Annotated in this window: 17 protein-coding genes; 9 read left to right on the top strand and 8 right to left on the bottom strand. The window is 58.8% G+C overall.

The features are described from left to right. Nucleotides 1-9: 9 nt before the first annotated feature. From CKW23_RS11335 to glgA, 4 genes are read right to left on the bottom strand one after another with little or no spacing between them, the layout of a single operon-like run. Nucleotides 10-2,793, bottom strand: coding sequence for a malto-oligosyltrehalose synthase (locus tag CKW23_RS11335; protein WP_095067580.1), 2,784 nt, complete (start codon nt 2,791-2,793; stop codon nt 10-12). Further along, the gene (malQ, locus tag CKW23_RS11330; protein ID WP_025259903.1) at nt 2,790-4,868 is read right to left on the bottom strand and encodes a 4-alpha-glucanotransferase; all 2,079 of its coding nucleotides are present in this window, start codon (nt 4,866-4,868) and stop codon (nt 2,790-2,792) included. The genes CKW23_RS11335 and malQ overlap by 4 nt, the downstream gene beginning before the upstream one ends. Next, nucleotides 4,858-6,672: a malto-oligosyltrehalose trehalohydrolase gene (gene treZ, locus CKW23_RS11325; RefSeq protein ID WP_025259904.1), complete on the bottom strand. Its 1,815-nt coding sequence runs from the start codon at nt 6,670-6,672 to the stop codon at nt 4,858-4,860. Before treZ ends, malQ begins: the two co-directional genes overlap by 11 nt. Nucleotides 6,673-6,689: 17 nt before the next feature. Continuing rightward, nucleotides 6,690-8,282 carry a glycogen synthase GlgA gene (gene glgA / locus CKW23_RS11320; protein ID WP_095067579.1) on the bottom strand — a complete coding sequence of 531 codons (1,593 nt, stop codon included), beginning with the start codon at nt 8,280-8,282 and terminating at the stop codon, nt 6,690-6,692. Between the two features lie 600 nt (nt 8,283-8,882). Here glgA and CKW23_RS11315 point away from each other — a divergent pair. Next, on the top strand, nt 8,883-9,374 hold the full coding sequence (locus CKW23_RS11315; protein WP_025259906.1) for a GNAT family N-acetyltransferase: 492 nt from the start codon (nt 8,883-8,885) through the stop codon (nt 9,372-9,374). A gap of 66 nt (nt 9,375-9,440) precedes the next feature. Here CKW23_RS11315 and CKW23_RS11310 read toward each other — a convergent pair whose 3' ends face one another. Next, nucleotides 9,441-9,614: a DUF6026 family protein gene (locus tag CKW23_RS11310; RefSeq protein ID WP_038399824.1), complete on the bottom strand. Its 174-nt coding sequence runs from the start codon at nt 9,612-9,614 to the stop codon at nt 9,441-9,443. Nucleotides 9,615-9,931: 317 nt separating this feature from the next. On the opposite strand from CKW23_RS11310, the gene gnd reads away from it, so the two are divergent. The 4 genes from gnd to CKW23_RS11290 are packed head-to-tail and all read left to right on the top strand — an operon-like array spanning nt 9,932 to nt 15,121. Continuing rightward, nucleotides 9,932-10,906 (top strand): phosphogluconate dehydrogenase (NAD(+)-dependent, decarboxylating), encoded by a 975-nt coding sequence (gene gnd / locus CKW23_RS11305; protein ID WP_095067578.1) that lies wholly within the window; start codon nt 9,932-9,934, stop codon nt 10,904-10,906. Beyond that, nucleotides 10,906-12,438: a glucose-6-phosphate dehydrogenase gene (gene zwf, locus CKW23_RS11300; RefSeq protein WP_025259908.1), complete on the top strand. Its 1,533-nt coding sequence runs from the start codon at nt 10,906-10,908 to the stop codon at nt 12,436-12,438. The genes gnd and zwf overlap by 1 nt, the downstream gene beginning before the upstream one ends. Continuing rightward, nucleotides 12,431-13,249, top strand: a complete 819-nt coding sequence (locus CKW23_RS11295) for a Cof-type HAD-IIB family hydrolase (RefSeq protein ID WP_025259909.1) — start codon at nt 12,431-12,433, stop codon at nt 13,247-13,249. The genes zwf and CKW23_RS11295 overlap by 8 nt, the downstream gene beginning before the upstream one ends. 48 nt (nt 13,250-13,297) lie before the next feature. After that, nucleotides 13,298-15,121, top strand: coding sequence for a glycoside hydrolase family 15 protein (locus tag CKW23_RS11290; RefSeq protein ID WP_025259910.1), 1,824 nt, complete (start codon nt 13,298-13,300; stop codon nt 15,119-15,121). 112 nt (nt 15,122-15,233) lie between these two features. Here the strand turns inward: CKW23_RS11290 and CKW23_RS11285 are convergent, their stop codons facing one another. After that, nucleotides 15,234-15,413 (bottom strand): hypothetical protein, encoded by a 180-nt coding sequence (locus CKW23_RS11285; protein WP_025259911.1) that lies wholly within the window; start codon nt 15,411-15,413, stop codon nt 15,234-15,236. 16 nt (nt 15,414-15,429) lie between these two features. Then, entirely contained in the window at nt 15,430-15,735 is a 306-nt protein-coding gene (locus CKW23_RS11280; protein ID WP_025259912.1) for a DUF1883 domain-containing protein, read from the bottom strand. A 171-nt stretch (nt 15,736-15,906) separates the two neighbouring features. Between CKW23_RS11280 and CKW23_RS11275 the strand changes: the two genes are divergently transcribed. Further along, nucleotides 15,907-16,257 (top strand): hypothetical protein, encoded by a 351-nt coding sequence (locus tag CKW23_RS11275; RefSeq protein ID WP_025259913.1) that lies wholly within the window; start codon nt 15,907-15,909, stop codon nt 16,255-16,257. Between the two features lie 7 nt (nt 16,258-16,264). Here CKW23_RS11275 and CKW23_RS11270 read toward each other — a convergent pair whose 3' ends face one another. Next, a complete protein-coding gene (locus tag CKW23_RS11270; RefSeq protein WP_025259914.1) occupies nt 16,265-16,546 on the bottom strand; it encodes a hypothetical protein in 282 nt (93 codons plus the stop codon). A gap of 184 nt (nt 16,547-16,730) precedes the next feature. Here CKW23_RS11270 and CKW23_RS11265 point away from each other — a divergent pair, with 184 nt between their 5' ends. The 3 genes from CKW23_RS11265 (at nt 16,731) to gorA (ending at nt 20,437) form a co-directional block, all read left to right on the top strand. Beyond that, entirely contained in the window at nt 16,731-18,092 is a 1,362-nt protein-coding gene (locus CKW23_RS11265) for a UDP-glucose/GDP-mannose dehydrogenase family protein (RefSeq protein WP_025259915.1), read from the top strand. A gap of 44 nt (nt 18,093-18,136) precedes the next feature. Beyond that, on the top strand, nt 18,137-18,976 hold the full coding sequence (galU, locus tag CKW23_RS11260) for a UTP--glucose-1-phosphate uridylyltransferase GalU (RefSeq protein ID WP_025259916.1): 840 nt from the start codon (nt 18,137-18,139) through the stop codon (nt 18,974-18,976). Between the two features lie 102 nt (nt 18,977-19,078). Continuing rightward, on the top strand, nt 19,079-20,437 hold the full coding sequence (gene gorA, locus CKW23_RS11255) for a glutathione-disulfide reductase (RefSeq protein ID WP_025259917.1): 1,359 nt from the start codon (nt 19,079-19,081) through the stop codon (nt 20,435-20,437). Nucleotides 20,438-20,508: the final 71 nt, after the last annotated feature.

Here is a 20,508-nt window from a genome sequence, read left to right as displayed (position 1 = left end):
TCCCAGGTATCACATAGTTTGAATAAGCAGGTTTACAGAAAATTCCTTGAGCGCTGCACTGAGCTGTATTTCCCTGTCATTTATGGCTATGACGTCAGAAAAGAGGCCCTTCCAGTCTGGATGTGAATCAGCGAATGGCAGAATGATTCGTGTATCGCCCCAATTGGCAGCATTAATGAATGGAGTTTGCGCAGTACCCAATAGTTCACTGCTTGTGCGTGGAACAACAACGATGGCGCGCTCGCCCTCCCATACACGAGCGAAAGCCACTACATGCTCTGCATGACTGCCCGTTACTTCCAGGGGCAGATACTCCCCGTGACTGAACAGCTCTGAATGTGCGGCGCGCAGATTCAGCACCTGCGCGATCAATGCCTGCTTGACCCTGCCGTCCTGCCAGTCGCTCAGCAGCTCGCTGGCTTTTGCAGACTCGGCCAGTGCCTGTTCGCGGGCCTTGTAGTCCACCGGACGACGGTTGTCCGGGTCCACGAGGCTGAAATCCCAGAACTCGGTGCCCTGATACAGATCCGGCACGCCAGGCACGGTCATGCGCAGCAAGGTCTGCGCCAGGCTGTTAAGCGCGCCGGCGGCTGCAATACGGTTGGCAGTGGCGCCCAGAGACTGGCGCAGCGCCAGGGCTTCGGGTGCCAGCAGCAGGCGTTGCAGGAATTCCCGGCAGGCACTTTCGTAGGCCTGATTGGGCGCTCCCCAACTGCTTTGCAGCTTGGCTTCGCGCAGGGCTTTTTCCTGCCACTGAACCATGCGCCGGGCATACGCTTCGTGAGCTTGTTCGCCTTCCAGCTCCAGCGGCCAACTGCCCAGCAGGGCTTGATAGAGCATCAGCTCGTCGCCCGCGCTGATGGTCGGCTCTTCACCCTTGAGCGGCACCGCCAATTGCCGCCAGCGCTCCACCTGTTCGGCATACCAGCCTGCACACTCACTGAGCACGGCCAGTCGTGTGCGGGTATCTTCCCCACGTTTATGGTCGTGGGTCGCGGTCGCCAGCAGGTTGTTGGCGAACTTCTCATGACGCTGCTGGCAGGCCTGATGGAAAGCTTCCACCGGGGCACTGAAGTGCTGGGGATGAAAGCCCACGTCGTTACGCGACAGCAGCACTGCCGAGCGATAGAACGCGGTGTCCTCCACGGACTTGGCAGCCACGGGGGAGGTGAGTTGCTGAAAGCGTACGCAGGCCTTGCGGTGCAGATCGCGCAGGCGTCCGCGTGGCAGCTTGCGCCAGGGCTCGCCACCCAGCCAGCGTTGCAGGTAATCCAGCACCGGCCAGTCGCCTTCGTTGAGGCTGGTGCGTGCGCCCTGCATGGCTTGCTCGAAGAAGCGATCGTCTTCTGCCGAGCGCCCGCAGGCGCTGATGTAGGTCCGGTAGATCGGGAAGTTCACTACCAGCGCCAGCAGCGCACGGCGAATGGCTCCCAGCGTCAGGTCACGACTCATCAGGTCGCTGCGCGCCACCTGTAGCAGCGCTTGTGCAAGATTCTCGAAGTCTCCGGCAAGGGTGCCATGCAGCACAAGATCACGGGCCACCAGGACTTCCTGATCGAAGTCGGCCGTGCGCTCCGTCAGCCGGTTCCAGAGTTCGGCCAGAGGGGCCTGACCTTTGGGATCGTGCTGCAGCAGAGACACCTGATTCATGAACTCGTAACCGGTGGTGCCGTCCACGCTCCAGTCGTCGCGCAGTGGCTCATCGGGGCCGAGGATTTTCTCGACGAAAATCGGCAGGTGTTCCATCTGCGCATGAGCAGGGCGTTGCTTGAGCAGCCCTTGCACCCGGCGATGGAGTTTTCGGCCATAGCCGCGAGGGTCGGCGAGCCCGTCGATATGGTCGATACGCAGGCCGTCCACCAGACCTTCTTCGATCAACTGGAAAATCTTGCCGTGGGTGGCCTCGAAAACCATGGGCCGCTCGACCCGCAGACCGCCCAGTTCATTGATGTCGAAAAAGCGCCGCCAGTTGATGTCATCGGCAGCGGTGCGCCAGCTTGCCAGCCGGTAATGCTGACGCTCCAGCAAGTGATGCAGACGCTCGAAGCCTTCGTGCTCTCTTGAATCGAACCGGGCAATCCCTTGTTCGATGGCTTGACGGATCTCCGGCACCCTGGCCAGTTCCGCCAGCTCGGCCTTGGCCTGCCGGGCGCGCTCGTAAGCCTGGGGGTATTGATTCAGTGCGCCGAAACGCTGGCCCAGTTCGGTCAGTTGCGGGTGGCCGCTGGCATGCAGCAGTGGACCGTAGGTGGTGGGCGTCACCGGAAAATGATGCTGATAGTGTTCGATGTGAAACGAGCCGTGCTGCGCATCGAAACGCAACGGAATCTCGCCGGCCTGCAGCACCGCGCCATAGTCACTGCTCAGGAAAGGCAGCAGCAACTGACCTTCCAGCAGCGGATCGGGAGAGTTCCACTGAATATCGAAGAAGTTCGCGTAAGGGCTGCCGCGTCCCCATTCCAGCAGGTCGAGCCACCAGGGATTGTCCGCGCCACCGACGGCCATGTGGTTGGAAACGATATCGAGGATCAGGCCCATGCCGTGGGCGCGCAGGGCCTCCACCAGACGGCGCAGTGCCGGTTCGCCGCCCAGTTGCGGATTGATGATCGTCGGGTCGACCACGTCGTAGCCATGCATGGAATCGGCTCGTGCCTTGAGCAGTGGCGAGGCGTAGATATGGCTGATGCCCAGGCTGGCAAAGTAGGGCACCAATGGCACGGCGTCGTCGAGGGTGAAGTCTTTGTGGAATTGCAGGCGCTGGGTGGCGCGCAGGGGTTGAAGGGGCATGCTCATCGGTCACGCTCCGCAGCTTGCAGCCGGGATTGGGACAGCAATTCCAGTCGTCGTGCAGCGTCTTCATTGTCGAGTAGGGTAGCGCTTTCTGCATTGAAGCGGCGCCGCCAGTTTGGATGGCTGTCGATGGTGCCGGGCAGGTTGGCCTGTTCATGAACGCCCAGTGCATCTTCCATGGGCAACAGCACCAGCGGTGCCCGGGTATGACCCAGATAACGGATCCCGGCATCGATGAGGCGGGTGAAGTCCTCGGTATCGGCAGGCAGGTTGTCATTGTTCTGGCTCAGGGCGCGGCGCAGGCCATCGTATTCACGGGCTCGCTCTTCACGCCAGTGACGCTCGCTCTGTTCGTCGAGATGGCCAAGACGCGAATGCCATTCGATGTCCAGTTCGCTCAGCCAGCCGGTCAGGGTTGGCAGGTCATGGGTACTGGTGGTTGCCAGCGCTTCGTCCGACCAGTCGAGGATAGGTTTGAAGTGGCCGTTATTCTGCTCGAACAGCAGGACGCGCATGCCCAGAATCGCCCGGGCCGAGAGTTTCTCATGCAGGCCCTCGGGGACCGTGCCCAGGTCTTCCCCGAGTACGATTGCCTTGTGACGCCAGGACTCCAGGCTCAGCAGGCGCAGCATGTCGTCCAGGGGATAGTTGAGGTAGGCACCTTCGCTGGGAGGGGAGCCCAATGGCACGACCCACAGGCGTTGCAGGCCCATCACGTGGTCGATCCGCAGGCCGCCGGCATGGGCGAAGTTGGCCCGCAGCATCTCGATGAAGGCCCGGAAGCCATTGCGTTTCAGCCCTTCGGGAGAAAAGGCCGAGATGCCCCAGCTTTGTCCTGAGCGATTGAGAATATCCGGTGGTGCGCCAACGGTCAGTGCCGACAGCAGTTCGTCCTGGCGACCCCAGGCCTGACTGCCGGCACCGTCCGCGCCCACTGCCAGGTCAGCGATCAGGCCGACACGCATGCCGCTGCTACGCGCAGCAACCTGCGCACGCTCCAGACTGCGCGCAATCAGCCACTGCGCGAAGGCATGAAAGCTGATCAGCGGGCCATGGGCTGCGGCGAACAGGGCAATGGCTTCGCTGCGTGGTTCTTTGAGCTCGTCCGGCCATTCATGCCAGTTGTCACTGATGCCCATGTTCTGGCTTTCAGCGCGCAGGGCTTCGAAGCGGCAATGGTTTTCCAGAGCTTCACCGCCGGTATGACGGAAACTGTTGAAGTCTTCATGCAGCGGATGTGCACCGGTGCTGAACGCTTCATAGAGTGCGTGGAGGGCTTTCCATTTGGCACTGGCGGCGGCAGGCCAGTCGATCAGTTGCAGGTCTTCCAGACGCTTGAATTCATCGCTCACACCAGCGTCTTCAATGGCCTGTCGCCAGGCACGTTCGCCAAGGATCATGCCTGGCGAGGCGTAAAGACTGTTGAGGAACAGGCGACTGGAAGGGGAATAAGGGCTGTAGCGTTGCGGGTCGCTGGCGAACATGGCGTGGATGGGGCTGATCGCCAGAGCATCGGCGCCTCTTTCGCCCGCCGAACGCACCAGGGCTTCAAGCGCCTGGGTGTCGCCGAATCCACCATCGCCTTCGCGGCGTAAACCGTACAACTGCACCGTCAGGCCCCAGGTGCGAGGCGTCTTGACATCGGTGGCCATGGCCATGCTGAAGCAAGCGTCTGGCGCGACAGCGATGGTCAGGTGCTGACCGGCTATCTCCAGTTGCTGATAGCCGATGGTTGCCAGGGCTGGCAGTTCGGCGTTTGAGGTGAGTCTGGCGGCCAGTCGCGAACTGTCTTCCAGGTGCAGGACGAAAGGGGTCTCGGGCTCGAACCACTCCGACAGGTCCAGATTCTTGCCATGATCCACTGTCAGCAGTGGCGGGGCGTTGGCACCGTGGCGTGCGGTTTGCAACTGCAGCAGGCTGGCGTCGATGGCTTCGCTGCTGTCTGCCCGATAACCGAGGGCTTCAAGAACCTTGCGCAAGACCTGGGGGCTGACTGTCTGTGGGCGAGCGTTGGCATCGACCCAGTGCACCGACAAGCCTGCTTCAGTGGCAAGTCTCTCCAATTGCTCATTGCTCATCCTGTTCCTCCAGAACATCACTTGCTGTCAGGCTGACAATGGCCATGTAAGGATTGAGGGTGCCCTTTGGGGAAAGTTCTACCGGATGTGACTGAGTGGTAAAGAGAATCGTAGCGCTCTCCTGTCCAGACGCCAGTACCGGGTGTTTGCCCAGATTCAGATCGATGCGCAGGACACTGCCGTCGCCCATTCGCCAGCGCGCACTGACTGCGTCATCGCCCAGCACTTCGCAGCCCAATGGGCGTGTGCCCGGCAGACGCGGGACGATCTCGCGATGGCGGATACTCAGCAATTGCCTGTAGAGCTGCAGCCAGTTTCGGTGCTCGGTGCCTTTATCGGTTTGCGGTTCGATGGCATCGAAATCGGGACGTGAGGCGGTGAAGGTCTGTGGATCGTTGGGATCGGGGATGTGCTCGCGGCGTTCTTCATCGGCAAAGGCTGCGAAAGCGGCAAACTCTTTTCGTCGTCCCTCGCGAACGGCGTCGGCCAGTTCCCCATGATGACTGGTGAAGAACAGAAAAGGCTCAGTTGCTCCCCATTCATCGCCCATGAACATCAACGGGATCATCGGGGATAACAGCAGCAGTGCGGTCGCCGCCTTGAGCGCGGGGGCAGAGCAGAGTTGGGTCAGTCGTTCGCCCAGGGCGCGATTGCCGATCTGGTCGTGATTCTGCAGGAACAGGACGAAGGCACTGGGTTCGAGGTGCCCGCTGGGCTCGCCCCGGTTATGGCCATGCTGGGTCGCTTCACCTTGATAGACGAAACCTTCGCTCAGCAGGCGCGCCAGCTTCTGGGTCGGCTCCTGAGCGAAATCCGCATAATAGGCATCGGTTTCGCCGGTCAGCAGGACATGCAGAGTGTTGTGCCCGTCATCGTTCCACTGGGCATCGAAGCCTTGTTCGAGCAGTTCTGCCTGATTGAATTCGTTTTCCAGATTCAGCCAGACATGCCGGTCCTTGCTGATCTGCTGGCGTACACGTCGGGCAAATTCGGGCAGAAAGGTGTCGTCCTTGATGGCATGCACCGCGTCCAGGCGTAACCCGTCGAAGCGATAGTCGAGCAACCACATCAAGGCGTTATCGATGAAGAAATCGCGAACTTGTGGTCGACGAAAATCGATGGCATCGCCCCATGGCGTCTTCACATCGCTGCGAAAGAAGCTTTTGGCGTAGCTGCCCAGATAATTGCCGTCCGGGCCGAAATGGTTGTAGACCACATCAAGAATCACCATCAGGCCAAGGCCGTGGGCTGTGTCTATCAGGTGCTTGAGTTGGTCCGGTGTGCCATAGGATGACTGGGGTGCATAAGGCAGTACCCCGTCGTATCCCCAATTACGATCACCGGGAAACTGCGCAATCGGCATCAACTCGATGGCAGTGACGCCCAGCTCTGCAAGACGCGCCAGATGGCTCTCCGCTACGGCATAGCCGCCCAGTGCGCCCACATGAACTTCCTGGATGACGGCTTCATGCCAGGGCCGGCCCTGCCAGTGGCTGTGTTGCCACTGATAGGCCTGATGGTCGATCACGATGCTCCGGGAGTGCACATCATCGACCTGGGCGCGGGACGCCGGGTCTGGCACCTCCAGTTCCCTGTCGATCTTGTAGCGGTAGCGAGAGCCCGCGGTACAGCGGGCCTCTACGGCAAACCAGCCGTCCTCCTGTGCTTCCATACTCAAGGATCGCCCATCATCCAGTTCGACACTTACATTCTGGGCATCCGGTGCCCAAATGGCGAACCGGGTGTGTTCGGGGTTCAACAAAACGGCGCCGTGGCGCCCGCTATCGTCTGTACGCACAGGCATCCAGTAACCCCTTCTCCTCAATAATAAGTTGCAACGCCTGCATTCTTTTTCAGCAGGTCCTGATAAAGATCCGCATAGGGTTCCACAGCCTGTTGCCAGTTGAACGGCGCGGCCATGGCGCGGCAGCGCATGGCATTGAGCAGAGCGGTGTTGTCGAACACCTTGAAGGCACGATTCAGGGCTTCGGTGTAGCTTTCTACGGTGGAATCATCAAAGAGAAAACCGGTAACACCATCTTCTATCGTGTCCGCCAGGCCGCCGGTGTTTCGAGCAACCGGCAGTGAGCCGAAACGCTGGGCGTACATCTGGCTCAGGCCGCAAGGCTCGTAGCGCGATGGCATCAGCAGGAAGTCGCTCCCGGCGAACATGCGGCGTGCATCGGTTTCATTGAAGCCGATGCGCACACTGATCCGGCCGGGGAAGCGTGCCACCAGGGCGCGCATGGCTTCCTCTTCCTCAGGCTCGCCACGACCGATGATCGCGATTTGCCCACCCTGATTGACGATGTGTTCGGCCACGCCAATGGTCAGGTCCAGCCCCTTCTGGTACACCAGCCGCGAAACCACGGCGAACAGCGGACCTGTGGAAGGATCAAGCTCGAACAGCTCGCGAACGTAGTCGGCGTTGATTTCCTTGCGCAGCCACTCGTTGGGCGCGAAATGGCAGATCAGGTGCTCGTCGGTACTGGCATCCCAACTGGCGTCGATGCCGTTGGGGATCCCGCTGAGCTGGCCTTTGTCGGCCTTGCTTTGCAGGAAACCTTCCAGGCCGCAGCCAAAATCGGCAGTGGTGATTTCCTTGGCGTAGGTGGCGCTGACAGTCGTGATGTGGCTGGCGTACGCCATGCCAGCCTTGATGAAGGACAGCTTGCCGTAGAACTCCATACCGTCGCTGCTCAAGGCTTCGTCCGGAATACCCAGTTCACGACTCGAACCTGTACTGACCGTGCCTTGATAGGCCAGGTTATGAATGGTGAAAATGCTCGGTGTCGTCTGCCCGCGCCAGCGCATGTAGGCTGGAGCAAGACCGGCAGGCCAGTCGTGGGCATGGACCAGTTCCGGGCTCCACTGGCTTTTTACTGAGCCAGCGGCGAAATCGGCTGCCGCCAGGCCCAGCCGGGCGAAACGGATATGGTTGTCGGACCAGTCGCGACCGTTGGCATCGCCATAAGGTGTGCCTTCGCGTTCGTACAGTTCGGGGCAGATCAGTACATAAATGACCAGACCGTCCTTCATGTCCATGCGACCGATCTTGCAGGCTGGCAAGGCGGCATAGCCTCCCAGCTCGCTGATCACATGGATCGGGTTGCCGCTGTTGAGTACTTGCGGATAGCCCGGAATCAGCACGCGCACATCATGCAGATGACGCATGGCACGTGGCAGGGCAGCAGACACATCGCCCAGACCCCCGGTTTTTACCAGATCAGCCAGCTCCGAGGTCACGAACAGCACTTTGCGTCTGTTGACCGGGGAGATCATGGGCTGTGCGGTTGAAGTGGGTAGTTGGAGCTGAGGGACAGTGGTTGTAGCAAATGGTGGTAGATGAGTCAGCTCGTTGGCCAGCTGATTAAAACTCTCTCCCTTCTGGGTTTTGACCGCGGCGCTAATCATCGTTTTCTCCCATTCAACACAGTGTTGGTACGGCATTGGCGTTTTATGAGCCATTTCCTATGGCCGACGTTATTGCACTACGCAAAATCAGTACCTGTTTTGCAGCTTGCGCAGTGATGGAGCATTACAAGTAGGCCCAATGCTTATTGGTCAGCCAATAGCATAGGCGCTCTAAGGAGATGACCCGGCCGTTTTGGAGAAGTTTCGACTTTTTTACGGCGAAATGTCTGGCATGGGCGTCGGACGTAGATAAAGCACACGTCTTGGAAGCCCGCAAAGGCAGGGGTGCGTCTTTATGGTGCGGATTCTGTAGGAAAAAAAGCCTTGATGACCGGTCGTCGGATAGCTTGATGGCAGGTGCAGAATCGAGCCGATTCAATGACAGATGCCATTATTTTGCGCAATTTTCCGGCAGGAAACAGGTTGTATGCCTCTTCCGGGTGCATCAAGCGTTTTATCTTTGGGTGTCCGAAGAAATTTCCTACGTTAAGGTTGGAACATTTTGGGGTGATGCACGATAGAATCTGCCCTCTTTGGCTTGCCTTTCTGCGTGCTCGCCATATGGAATCAAACTGTGTTGTCGTATTGAAGAGGTTGGAAATGGAAGCCCCAGAGGTGCTGGTACTGCAAGCGAGCTACACCAATCCGGTACATGCCGAAGCGATTGGGTTCGTCTTGAATCACTATGCCGAGGATGTCATGGGCGGTGGCGAGTCACTATCGGTCGATACTCGTCAGCAACTGGCAATCGAACTGGCCAAGCGACCTCATGCTTTCAGCGTGCTGGCTTTTATCGCTGGTGAGCCGGTAGGGTTGGTTAACTGCTTTGAAGGTTTTTCGACTTTCGCCTGCCGCCCGCTGATCAATATTCATGACGTGGTCGTGCTTGCTCAATACCGTGGCCGTGGCATCTGCCAGAAAATGCTTGCCAAGGTCGAAGAAATCGCCCGTCAGCGTGGCTGTTGCAAGCTGACACTCGAAGTTCTGGAAGGTAACGCTGCGGCGCAGGCAGTCTATGCAAGGCAGGGATTTGGCAGCTATGAGCTGGATCCGCAAATGGGGCGTGCGATGTTCTGGCAGAAAACGCTATAAACTACGCTCATCGCGGGCAAGCCGTGGGTCAGGCTTGCCACTGAGCGTTGGGGCGGGGTGTGCAGGTCAGGCTTGCAGGGCTGTGCCAGGAGCGGCCAGTTGTGCTTGCTGCAGAAGCAGGCTCAAGTGGGCTACTTTGCTGAGCAACTGTTCACGCTCTTCTTTGAGGGCGCGCAGTTCGTCGCGACGGATAGTGACGTACAGGGTTTGTGGTGCAAGTGCTGGTAGTACTGTGCCCATTGCTCACCTCGCAAATGGCGGATTCAACGTCGGAAAGACCTCTGCATTGACAATCGTTCCCTGAATCGCCACTGCTTGTCTCTCTATCGGCATCGATTTTGATTTCTTTTGCACAAAATTGGAACTTTTTTATTTTTAATTGTCGCGAACCTTTCGCGTTAACGACAAAATGCACTATCGGGCGGATGTAAATGCCGCTGTCCCCACCTTGGGGAACCGATGCCAGAGCTTTCTTGACTAACCAGCATGTGTCACTGAATCAAGCGCTGGAACCGAGAAAGTGAGGCACCTTTTTACAGATTGAGGAGCACCTTTTCATGCAACTTGGGATTGTTGGGCTGGGCCGCATGGGCGGCAATATTGCACGGCGACTGATGCTCGATGGCCACAGCACTGTGGTCTATGACCGCGATGAAGCCTCTCGCAATACCCTGGCCAACGAAGGTTCGACGGCTGCCGACGACCTGGCGTCACTGGTCGCTGCGCTCGAAAAACCACGCGCCGTGTGGGTCATGCTCCCGGCCGGTGCTCCGACCGAAGACACCATTCAGGTGCTGAGCCAGTTGCTGGAAGTCGACGATGTGATCATCGATGGCGGCAACACCTTCTACAAGGACGACATCCGTCGTGCCAAGGAGCTGACTGAAAAAGGTCTGCATTACATCGATGTCGGCACTTCCGGCGGTGTGTGGGGCCTGGAGCGCGGCTATTGCATGATGATCGGTGGTGAAAGCGCTATCGTCGAGCGTCTGGACCCGCTGTTCGCCACCCTGGCTCCGGGCTATGGCTCGATTGAACGCACCCGGGATCGCAATTCCAGCGATGACCGTGCCGAGCGTGGCTATATCCACTCGGGCCCGGCCGGTTCCGGTCACTTCGTGAAGATGATTCACAACGGCATCGAGTACGGCATGATGCAGGCCTTTGCCGAGGGCTTCGATCTGCTCAAGCAGAAGAACTCCGAGCACCTGCCGCCCGAGCAGCGTTTCGACCTCGATACCGCCGATATCGCTGAAGTCTGGCGTCGTGGCAGCGTGGTTTCGTCCTGGCTGCTGGACCTGACGGCCGATGCCCTGGCAACTGACCCTGACTTGGATGCGTTCTCCGGTTCCGTGGCCGACAGTGGCGAAGGCCGCTGGACCATCGAGGCCGCCATCGAGCAGGCCGTGCCGGTTCCGGTGTTGTCCAGCGCGCTTTTTGCCCGTTTCCGCTCGCGTCAGACCAGCTCTTACGCCGACAAGATGTTGTCCGCCATGCGCTTCGGGTTCGGTGGTCACAAGGAACCCAAATAATGGGCCTGTCACGCGGCAAGGCCGCCCACAAAGCTGAGGTTGCTCCGGCTACGACACTGTTTCTGTTCGGTGCTCACGGTGACCTGGTAAAGCGTTTGTTGATGCCGGCGCTCTACAACCTGGCGCGTGACGGACTGCTGGATGAGGGGCTGCATATTGTCGGTGTCGATCACAATGCGATCAGTGACACCGACTTTGCCCTCAAGCTTGAAAACTTCATCCGCCAGGAGGCCTCCAGCAAGGTCTCCGAAGCGGGTGGGGAAGCCTTGGACCCTGAGCTCTGGGGCAAGCTGGCCAAGCGCATCAGCTATGTGCAAGGCGACTTTCTCGACGATTCGACCTATCAGGACATTGCCGGCAAGATCGAGGGCAGCGGCACGGCCAATGCTGTTTTCTATCTTGCCACGGCACCGCGCTTCTTCAGTGAAGTGGTTTCGCGACTCGGTTCATCAGGCCTGCTGACGGAGGCCGCAGACAGCTTTCGCCGGGTGGTGATCGAAAAACCGTTCGGTTCGGATCTGGCCAGTGCGGTTGAGCTCAATGCCTGCCTGCTCAAGGTGATGAGCGAAAAGCAGATTTATCGCATCGATCATTATCTGGGCAAGGAAACGGTACAGAACATTCTGGTCACCCGTTTCTCCAACGCCTTTTTCGAGTCGTTCTGGAACAACCACTACATCGATCACATCCAGATCACGGCGGCTGAAACCGTGGGTGTCGAAACCCGCGGTAGTTTTTATGAAAATACAGGGGCACTGCGCGACATGGTGCCCAATCACCTGTTCCAGTTGCTGGCCATGGTCGCCATGGAGCCACCGGCAGCGTTCGGCGCCGATGCTGTACGGGGCGAGAAGGCCAAGGTCATCGGCGCGATTCGGCCATGGAGCAAGGAAGAGGCACTGAGCAACTCGGTACGTGGCCAGTATGCCAAAGGCCGGTCGGGTGATCGTGACGTTGTCGGCTATCGCGATGAAGAGCGCGTTGACGCTGACAGCACGACCGAAACCTATGTGGCCCTCAAGGTTCTGGTGGACAACTGGCGTTGGGTCGGGGTGCCGTTCTATCTGCGCACCGGCAAGCGCATGAGCTCTCGTGATACCGAAATCGCCATCTGCTTCAAGCCGGCGCCTTATGCCCAGTTCCGGGATACCGAGGTCGACCGGCTCAAGCCCAATTATCTGCGAATCCAGATTCAGCCCAATGAGGGCGTCTGGTTCGACCTGTTTGCCAAGCGTCCGGGGCCGACCCTGGACATGGAAGACATCGAACTGGGTTTTGCTTACAAGGACTTTTTCGAGATGCAGCCATCGACCGGCTACGAAACCCTGATCTACGACTGCCTGACAGGCGACCAGACGCTGTTCCAGCGCGCCGACAATATCGAGAATGGCTGGCGCGCCGTTCAGCCGTTTCTGGATGCCTGGGCCGACAAGCCCGAAGTGCAGTTCTACAAGGCCGGTGAAGACGGGCCTGAGGCTGCGCAAGACCTGCTGACCCGTGATGGTCGCGAGTGGCGCCAGATCGATGACTGAACGCTCGCAGTCACTCATCCAATTCCTGTTGTCCGATATCGATGGCACCTTGCTGCTCCCCGATCACAGCCTCACTTCGGCTACTGTCGAGGCAGTGGGGCGGCTGCGCGATGCCGGGATTCACTTCACCCTGGCCAGCAGTCGGCCGCCACGGGCCATGGGGCCGATCATCGAAACCCTGGGCGTCGATCTGCCGACAGTCTCTTTCAACGGCGGCACTATCACTCATCCCGATGGCAGCCTGTTGGCGGCCTATCGAATCGAGCCTGAAGCTGCGCGCACTTGCCTGGAGCTGTTCGCCACTGAAGAGGTCGCGGTCTGGGTCTTTGCCGATGACCAATGGCTTCTGCTCGATCCTGACAGCGCTTATGTCGATCACGAGCGCCATGCGCTGGGTTATGAGCCGCTGCTGGTGGACAGCTTCGAGCCGTATCTGGATCGCATCGACAAGATAGTGGCCTCCAGCACGGACTTCGATTTGCTCGAAACTCTGGAAAACCGGCTCAACCCCTTGATTGAAGGGCAGGCGCTGGCGGCGCGCTCGCAATCCTATTACCTCGATGTCACGGCTTTGGCGGCCAACAAGGGCACGGCCCTGATGACGCTTGCCCAGTATCTGGGTGTAGAACTGGTGAATACGGCTGCCATTGGCGATGGTGGCAACGATGTCGCCATGTTCCAGTTGGCGGGGCTCTCCATTGCCATGGGCCAGGCCGATGCCAGCGTGCGAGGGCAGGCCTATGTCGTGACCGAAAGCAACCTTCAGGACGGTGTGGCTCAGGCCATCGACCGTTACATCTTGCCGCGCTGAGGTCTGCTGTTCCCGGCGCGGCTTCACGATAGGGACGGACATTCTCGAATGGCTGCACTGATTGAAGACTACGCATTGCTGGGTAATTGCCGGACTGCCGCTCTGGTTGCCCGGGATGGTTCACTGGATTGGCTGTGTTTTCCGCGTTTCGATGCACCTGCCTGTTTCGCGGCCTTGCTGGGTGACAGTGATAATGGTCGCTGGAAGATTGCACCGGCAGAAGAGATCACCTCTGTCGAGCGTCGTTATCGCGAAGGCACTCTGATTCTGGAAACCCTGTTCACGACCCCGAGCGGCCGCGCACTGCTGATCGACTTCATGCCCATGGGCGTCGACAACCAGGTGGTGCGGACTGTGGTCGGTCTTGAAGGACGGGTGCGTTTCAGCATGGACCTTGCCATTCGCTTCGATTACGGCAGTACGGTGCCGTGGGTCGAGAAGAAGGATCCACACACCCTGACTGCCGTGGCGGGGCCGGAAATGCTCGTGTTACGCAGCCCGGTTTCCCTTCAGCCCCATGATCACCACACCGGCAGTGACTTCCATGTCGCTGCAGGCGAGCGCAAGGTTTTCACCCTGGCTTACCAGCCTTCCTACGAACCGATACTGCCCGAAACCGATGCCGGGCAGGCGATGGTCCGTACTGAGGCTTTCTGGCGAGCGTTTTCCGATCGCTGCCCTGATGTCGGGCCCTGGACTGCTCAGGTCAAACGTTCGCTGATCACCCTCAAGGCCATGACCTATCAGCCTACGGGTGGCATCGTTGCCGCAGTGACGACTTCGTTGCCCGAGCAGTTGGGAGGTGAGCGCAACTGGGATTACCGCTATTGCTGGTTGCGGGATGCGACCATGACGCTGCTGGCGTTCATGAACCTGGGCTATTTCGAGGAAGCGACAGAGTGGCGTGACTGGCTGCTGCGTTCGGTAGCGGGCAATCCCGAGCAGATACAGATTATGTATGGGCTGGGCGGTGAGCGACGGCTGCTGGAGTATGAATTGCCCTGGCTGAGCGGTTACAAGGGATCGCAGCCGGTGCGCATCGGCAACGGTGCCGCAACCCAGATGCAGCTGGATGTCTACGGCGAAGTGGCCGATGCCATGATCCAGGCGCTCAAGGGTGGCATGCCGCGCCACCCGCGCAGCATTGCGATTTCCAAGGTCGTGATGCCGTTTCTGGAAACGGTCTGGCACTTGCCGGACGCCGGTATCTGGGAGATTCGTTCCGAGCCCCGGCATTTTACCCATTCCAAGGTCATGGCCTGGGTGGCCTTCGACCGTAATGCGACACAGATAGCCGAGGCTGCGCTCACCGAAGAAGATCGGGCTCTGGCGCGGCATTTTCGGGATGTGGCGGATCAGATCCACGCCGACGTGTGCCTCAATGGCTTCAATGCGCAGTTGGGCTGTTTCGTACAGACCTATGGCGCCACCGAAATGGATGCCAGCCTGCTACAGATTGCCCTGACCGGATTCCTGCCCGCCAACGACCCACGAGTGGTCGCCACCGTTGAGCGGATCGAGCGCACCCTGATGCAGGATGGCCTGTTGCTGCGTTATGACAATGAACGCAGCGTCGACGGCTTGTCGGGAACTGAAGGGACTTTCCTGGTGTGTTCGTTCTGGCTCGCCGATGTTTATGTCCTGCAGGGGCGTGCGCGGGAGGCCAGAGAGCTGTTTGACCGCTTGTGCGGCCTGTGCAATGACGTCGGGTTGCTGGCCGAGCAATACGAGCCCCAAGGCAAGCACATGCTGGGTAACTTTCCCCAGGCGTTCAGTCATATCGGCATCATCAATACCGCGCTGAACCTGCATCGTGCGGAGTGCCCGCTCAAGGCGCGCACATCTCCCGGCGTTGAAAGCTGTACGGGGTAGGGCGGTGTTTTCGCGACTGAAGTCGCTCCTACGGGGATGGTAGGTAGCGAATTCATTCGCGAAAAATGAATCTGGTCGGCTGGCAATCGATCCCGCAAAGACGCTGCTACGGTTAAAGAGCCTTGCTGACTTTCACATCGCTGATCTGGTCATCGCTCTGGCCGTGCATCTTTTCCAGTGCAGCCCTGGCTTCTTCTACCGAGGCCGATTGCAGTTGTGCGAATTCGAAGCGGCGCTCGCCATTGAGTTTGTAGCTGACGGCGTACTTGGTCGTGCTGGCAGTGTTGTTCACATTGGCTCCTTGGGCATCAGCTCAGGCGAGAGGTCGAACGGCGGACGATCTTGATCGAGTGGGTGAATTTCGGTTTGTGGCCAGGGTTCGCACTCGGCTTGCGGCCCGTGGTGTCGATGGTGATATTCCAGAAACCGGTGCTGGGCGCTGCGATCTTGGCCGGGAACTTGTCGAAAGCACCGCCGTGGTAGGTATGGCGTCCGCCGTTCTTGAAGCTGCGAAAGTTGGCATCGTTCATCAGGCGAATGTTGCACGTTTGCGAGCATTCGATGACGACCAGATCGTCCTCGTTCAAGTGCTCACGCTGGTGTACGAATTTCATGGGTGTCTCCGAAAGCAGTGGCTTTTTCTGAAAAATCAAAACGATAGCATGCGGGGCGTGCCATTTGCCGTTGTTTGGGCGTCAATTGCGCTCTTTCTGGTAAAAAGTGTCCCGTTCGGGATCTAATTGCGCCTGTGCTTGTCGTAGCACCTTTAAATTGGAGGGGATTGTATGAAACTGGCCGTTGTAGTCATGGCTTTGGCGATGAGCGGATGTGCGACCGTTGCTGATATCGAGCACTCGCCTGCAACCCTGAACGTAATTTCCGGCAAGACGCCTCAGCAGTATGCCGACTGTTTTGTCGGCAAGATCAGCGAGAGTCGCAAGCCCCCGCTCATCGAGCCTCATCGTGACGGCCTGCGCCTGATCGTTGCGCAAAGTTTCAGCAGTGACCCCGCAGCGGTGATTTATGTCGAGAACCGCTCCGGAGGCAGCACGATCAAGGTTCATGAACGTCTTTCCAACCTGCCTTTGCGTTTCAAGGATGTACGCAACGCTGCCGAGGCCTGCATTTCAGGCTGATCGCCCTTTATTTGCACACCACCAGAACGCTACGGCTCTTGTAGTTGCCCACGTCCAGGCCAAGGGTTTTCTCGCTTTCGGCGGGGCGGGGCGTGCCATCGGTGCCGACGATCTCATAACCGGTGCCCGCACAGGAAGCATCGGCCTTTTCATAGCAGCTGGCCCATGACATCGCTTCTCCCGAGCAATCGATGCTCAGGCCTTGCTTGCCATTTTTCAGGTAAGTGTTGGAGGCGGTGGCGCAGCCAGTCAGGCCCAGTACAGCAATAATGGACAGAACTCTGATCATGTTTTTCGCTTCAAGATAAGGCCGGGGGGAAGTTTGCAATACGAGGCTTGGACTGATCGTCGGTGCCATCGTTCCGCCATGTGATTCATGATAATTCTTCTGTCATGTGTCTGTCGTCATGTCATCACCGTGCTGCAATCGGTTTGCGTTGCAATCGTCGCAAATCCGAATGGAGAGGCGACTCATGCGACTGTGCATAATCGGTGCCGGATACGTGGGGCTGGTGACGGCGGCCTGCTTTGCCGAAATGGGCAATCAGGTGCTGTGTGTCGAAACCCGCTTACAGAGAATTGCCGCCTTGCGGCGTGGTGAGTGTCCCATTTACGAGCCAGGTCTTGAGCCCATGCTCAAGGAGCATCAGGCCAGCGGGTTGCTCAGGTTTACCTCAAGCCTGGAGGAGGGCGTACGCCAGGCCGATATCATTTTCATTGCGGTGGGCACGCCGGGCAATGAAGACGGTGCGGCGGACCTGTCCCAGGTGCTGAAAGTCGCCGATCAGTTGGGGCAATCCCTGAATCGGGCTTGCCTGGTGGTCAACAAGTCAACCGTGCCGGTGGGTACTGCCGAAGCGTTGTCCCAGCGCATCAACGGGCATCTTTCGCGACGCGGCCTGACTGCGCGTGTAACGGTGGCGAGCAACCCCGAGTTTCTCAAGGAAGGCGCGGCCATCGAGGACTTCATGAGGCCGGACAGGGTGATTCTGGGCTGTGCGGAGCCTGAGTCCGTGCAACTGTTGCAACGCTTGTACGGGCCGTTTCTGCGCAACCGCGAGCGCGCGCTGGTCATGGACATACGCGCCGCAGAGTTCAGCAAATACGCCGCCAATGCATTCCTGGCGACAAAGATTTCCTTCATCAATGAAATGGCCGGCCTGTGTGCTCATCTGGGCGTGGATATCGAGCAGGTGCGGCGCGGTATCGGCAGTGACAAACGCATCGGCACGCATTTCATTTACGCCGGTTGCGGCTATGGCGGTTCGTGTTTTCCCAAGGATGTGCGGGCACTGATTCGAACGGCCGAGCAGCAGGGGTTCGATCCGCAGATTCTGCGTGCGGTGCAGCAGCGCAATGCAACCCAGAAGACCCTGCTGTTCGAGGCCTTGCACCAGCATTTTGGTGGTTATATGCAGGGGCGGGTGGTTGCGTTGTGGGGGCTGGCCTTCAAGCCCGGCACCGACGACATTCGTGAAGCCCCAAGCCTGGTCCTGATTGATGCCTTGCTGGCGGCGGGTGTCAAAGTTCAGGCCACGGACCCGGCGGCCATGGGACCGGTGGCCGAATATTATTCCGGCGCAGTGCAAAGTGGTCAGCTACGCTTGAGCGAGTCGCTGTACAGCTGTGTCGAAGGCGCAGATGCAGTGGTTCTGCTGACCGAATGGAAGCAGTTTCGTCAGCCGGATTTCATCCGCGTTCGGGGCCTTATGCGCATGCCCGTGATTTTCGATGGGCGCAATATCTATGATTTTGCGGAACTATCTGCTCATGGATTCCTCTACCATGGCATCGGACGGCCAGTGGCGGGGCATTGTAAGGTGACCGCCGCCTGATTAGACTGCGCCGCTAACACCAACAGCCCTTACCAAGGACTTTTATGATCAAGAAATGCTTGTTCCCAGCAGCCGGTTACGGTACTCGCTTTTTGCCAGCGACCAAGGCCATGCCCAAGGAAATGCTGCCGGTGGTCAACAAGCCACTGATCCAATACGGTGTGGAAGAAGCGCTCGCCGCTGGTTTGAATGAGATCTCCATCGTCACCGGTCGCGGCAAGCGCGCACTGGAAGACCATTTCGACATCAGCTACGAGCTGGAGCACCAGATCAAGGGTACGGATAAAGAGAAGTACCTGGTCGGTATTCGCAAACTGATCGACGAGTGCAGCTTCTCCTACACTCGCCAGACCGAAATGAAAGGTCTGGGTCACGCGATCCTCAGCGGTCGTCCTCTGATCGGCAAGGAAGCGTTCGCCGTTGTTCTGGCGGACGACCTGTGTGTCAACCTCGATGGCGACGGCGTGCTGGCCCAGATGGTCAAGCTGCACAACCATTACGGCTGCTCGATCATCGCGATCCAGGAAGTCGATCCTCAGGAAACCAACAAGTACGGCGTCATTGCCGGTGACGAAATCAAGCCGGGCCTGTTCCGTGTCACCGACATGGTCGAGAAGCCAAAGCCTGAAGACGCTCCATCGAACATGGCGATCATTGGTCGTTATATTCTGACGCCGGACATCTTCGAGAAAATCGAACAGACCGCTCCAGGCAAAGGCGGCGAGATCCAGATCACCGACGCCCTGATGAAGCAGGCTGCCGAAGGCAACGTGCTGGCTTACAAGTTCAAGGGCCAGCGTTTCGACTGCGGTGGTGCAGAAGGCTATATCGAAGCGACCAACTTCTGCTTCGAGCATTTCTACAAAACGGGCAAGGCTTACTGATTCACGCTCGCACGCTTCAAGACAAGGCCACCTTCGGGTGGCCTTGTCGTTTTCTGACTGACCGTTTAGCGGTTATGCTGGCCCATCGCTAAGGAGACAGTAATGGCTTACGACTTCGATCTTTTTGTAATTGGTGCCGGTTCCGGCGGTGTCAGGGCGGCGCGTTTTGCTGCCGGTTTCGGTGCGCGAGTGGCCGTAGCCGAAAGTCGCTATCTGGGTGGCACATGCGTCAACGTGGGCTGTGTGCCCAAGAAGCTTCTGGTGTACGGCGCGCATTACTCCGAAGATTTCGAGCAGGCCAAAGGTTTTGGCTGGTCGCTGGGCGAGGCACAATTCGACTGGGCCACGCTGATCGCCAACAAGGACCGCGAAATCAACCGCCTCAACGGCATCTATCGCAATCTGCTGGTCAACAGCGGCGTCACGCTGCTGGAAGGCCATGCCCGGATCACCGGGCCGCAGCGTGTTGAGATAAACGGCCAGAGCTACAGTGCCGAACGCATTCTGATTGCGACCGGTGGCTGGCCACAGGTGCCTGACGTGCCGGGTCGCGAGCATGCCATTACCTCCAATGAAGCCTTCTACCTCAAGGAATTGCCAAAGCGCGTGACAGTGGTCGGCGGAGGCTACATTGCTGTCGAGTTCGCTTCGATCTTCAACGGTCTGGGGGCCGACACCACGCTGCTCTATCGCGGCGATCTGTTCCTGCGTGGCTTCGATAGTGGTGTGCGTACCCACCTGCATGAAGAACTGGTGAAGCGACACATGAATGTGCGTTTCAACAGCGATATCGAGCGTATCGAAAAACAGGCCGATGGCAGCCTGTTGCTGTCCCTCAAGGATGGCAGCAGCCTGGAGACAGACTGTGTGTTCTACGCCACGGGTCGTCGCCCGATGCTCGATAACCTCGGTCTGGAAAGCGTCAACATCAAGCTGGACGAGCGCGGCTACATTGAAGTCGACGAGCATTATCAGAGCAGCGAGCCTTCGATCCTGGCCATTGGCGATGTAATCGGTGGCGTGCAACTGACGCCGGTGGCGCTGGCCGAAGGCATGGCCGTGGCCCGCCGCCTGTTCAAGCCTGAGCAGTATCGCCCGGTGGACTATAACCATATTCCGACGGCGGTCTTCAGCCTGCCGAACATTGGTACTGTCGGCCTGACCGAAGAGGACGCCATCAAGGCCGGGCATGAGGTGCAGATTTTCGAGAGCCGCTTCCGCCCCATGAAACTGACCCTGACCGACGTTCAGGAGAAGACCTTCATGAAACTGGTGGTTGACGCCCGGACCGACCGCGTACTGGGTTGCCACATGGTCGGCCCGGATGCCGGCGAGATCGTCCAGAGCCTGGCAATCGCCCTGAAGGCCGGCGCGACCAAACAGATATTCGACGACACCATCGGCGTACACCCGACTGCAGCGGAAGAGTTTGTGACGATGAGGACGCCGGTGGCGCGCTGAGGAACTCTTGCAGCTTGAAGCTTTGTAGCTAGTACCCAGCTACAAGCCGCAAGCTTTAAGCTGCAAGCGAT

The sequence above is a fragment of the Pseudomonas sp. Irchel 3A18 genome (assembly GCF_900187465.1).
GTDB classification, from domain to species: Bacteria; Pseudomonadota; Gammaproteobacteria; order Pseudomonadales; family Pseudomonadaceae; genus Aquipseudomonas; species Aquipseudomonas cichorii.
Note: the sequence above shows the minus strand (reverse complement) of the source record. Positions and strands in the feature narration are given on the sequence as shown.

Bases quoted from the DNA above. Each gene is read 5' to 3' on its own strand.
- zwf (WP_025259908.1), top strand. From the start codon at position 10,906: ATGGGCCTGTCACGCGGCAAGGCCGCCCACAAAGCTGAGGTTGCTCCG.
- galU (WP_025259916.1), top strand. From the start codon at position 18,137: ATGATCAAGAAATGCTTGTTCCCAGCAGCCGGTTACGGTACTCGCTTT.
- CKW23_RS11310 (WP_038399824.1), bottom strand. From the start codon at position 9,614: ATGGGCACAGTACTACCAGCACTTGCACCACAAACCCTGTACGTCACT.
- gnd (WP_095067578.1), top strand. From the start codon at position 9,932: ATGCAACTTGGGATTGTTGGGCTGGGCCGCATGGGCGGCAATATTGCA.
- malQ (WP_025259903.1), bottom strand. From the start codon at position 4,868: ATGAGCAATGAGCAATTGGAGAGACTTGCCACTGAAGCAGGCTTGTCG.
- CKW23_RS11335 (WP_095067580.1), bottom strand. From the start codon at position 2,793: ATGAGCATGCCCCTTCAACCCCTGCGCGCCACCCAGCGCCTGCAATTC.
- treZ (WP_025259904.1), bottom strand. From the start codon at position 6,672: ATGCCTGTGCGTACAGACGATAGCGGGCGCCACGGCGCCGTTTTGTTG.
- CKW23_RS11280 (WP_025259912.1), bottom strand. From the start codon at position 15,735: ATGAAATTCGTACACCAGCGTGAGCACTTGAACGAGGACGATCTGGTC.
- CKW23_RS11315 (WP_025259906.1), top strand. From the start codon at position 8,883: ATGGAAGCCCCAGAGGTGCTGGTACTGCAAGCGAGCTACACCAATCCG.
- CKW23_RS11290 (WP_025259910.1), top strand. From the start codon at position 13,298: ATGGCTGCACTGATTGAAGACTACGCATTGCTGGGTAATTGCCGGACT.
- glgA (WP_095067579.1), bottom strand. From the start codon at position 8,282: ATGATTAGCGCCGCGGTCAAAACCCAGAAGGGAGAGAGTTTTAATCAG.
- CKW23_RS11265 (WP_025259915.1), top strand. From the start codon at position 16,731: ATGCGACTGTGCATAATCGGTGCCGGATACGTGGGGCTGGTGACGGCG.
- gorA (WP_025259917.1), top strand. From the start codon at position 19,079: ATGGCTTACGACTTCGATCTTTTTGTAATTGGTGCCGGTTCCGGCGGT.
- CKW23_RS11270 (WP_025259914.1), bottom strand. From the start codon at position 16,546: ATGATCAGAGTTCTGTCCATTATTGCTGTACTGGGCCTGACTGGCTGC.
- CKW23_RS11275 (WP_025259913.1), top strand. From the start codon at position 15,907: ATGAAACTGGCCGTTGTAGTCATGGCTTTGGCGATGAGCGGATGTGCG.
- CKW23_RS11295 (WP_025259909.1), top strand. From the start codon at position 12,431: ATGACTGAACGCTCGCAGTCACTCATCCAATTCCTGTTGTCCGATATC.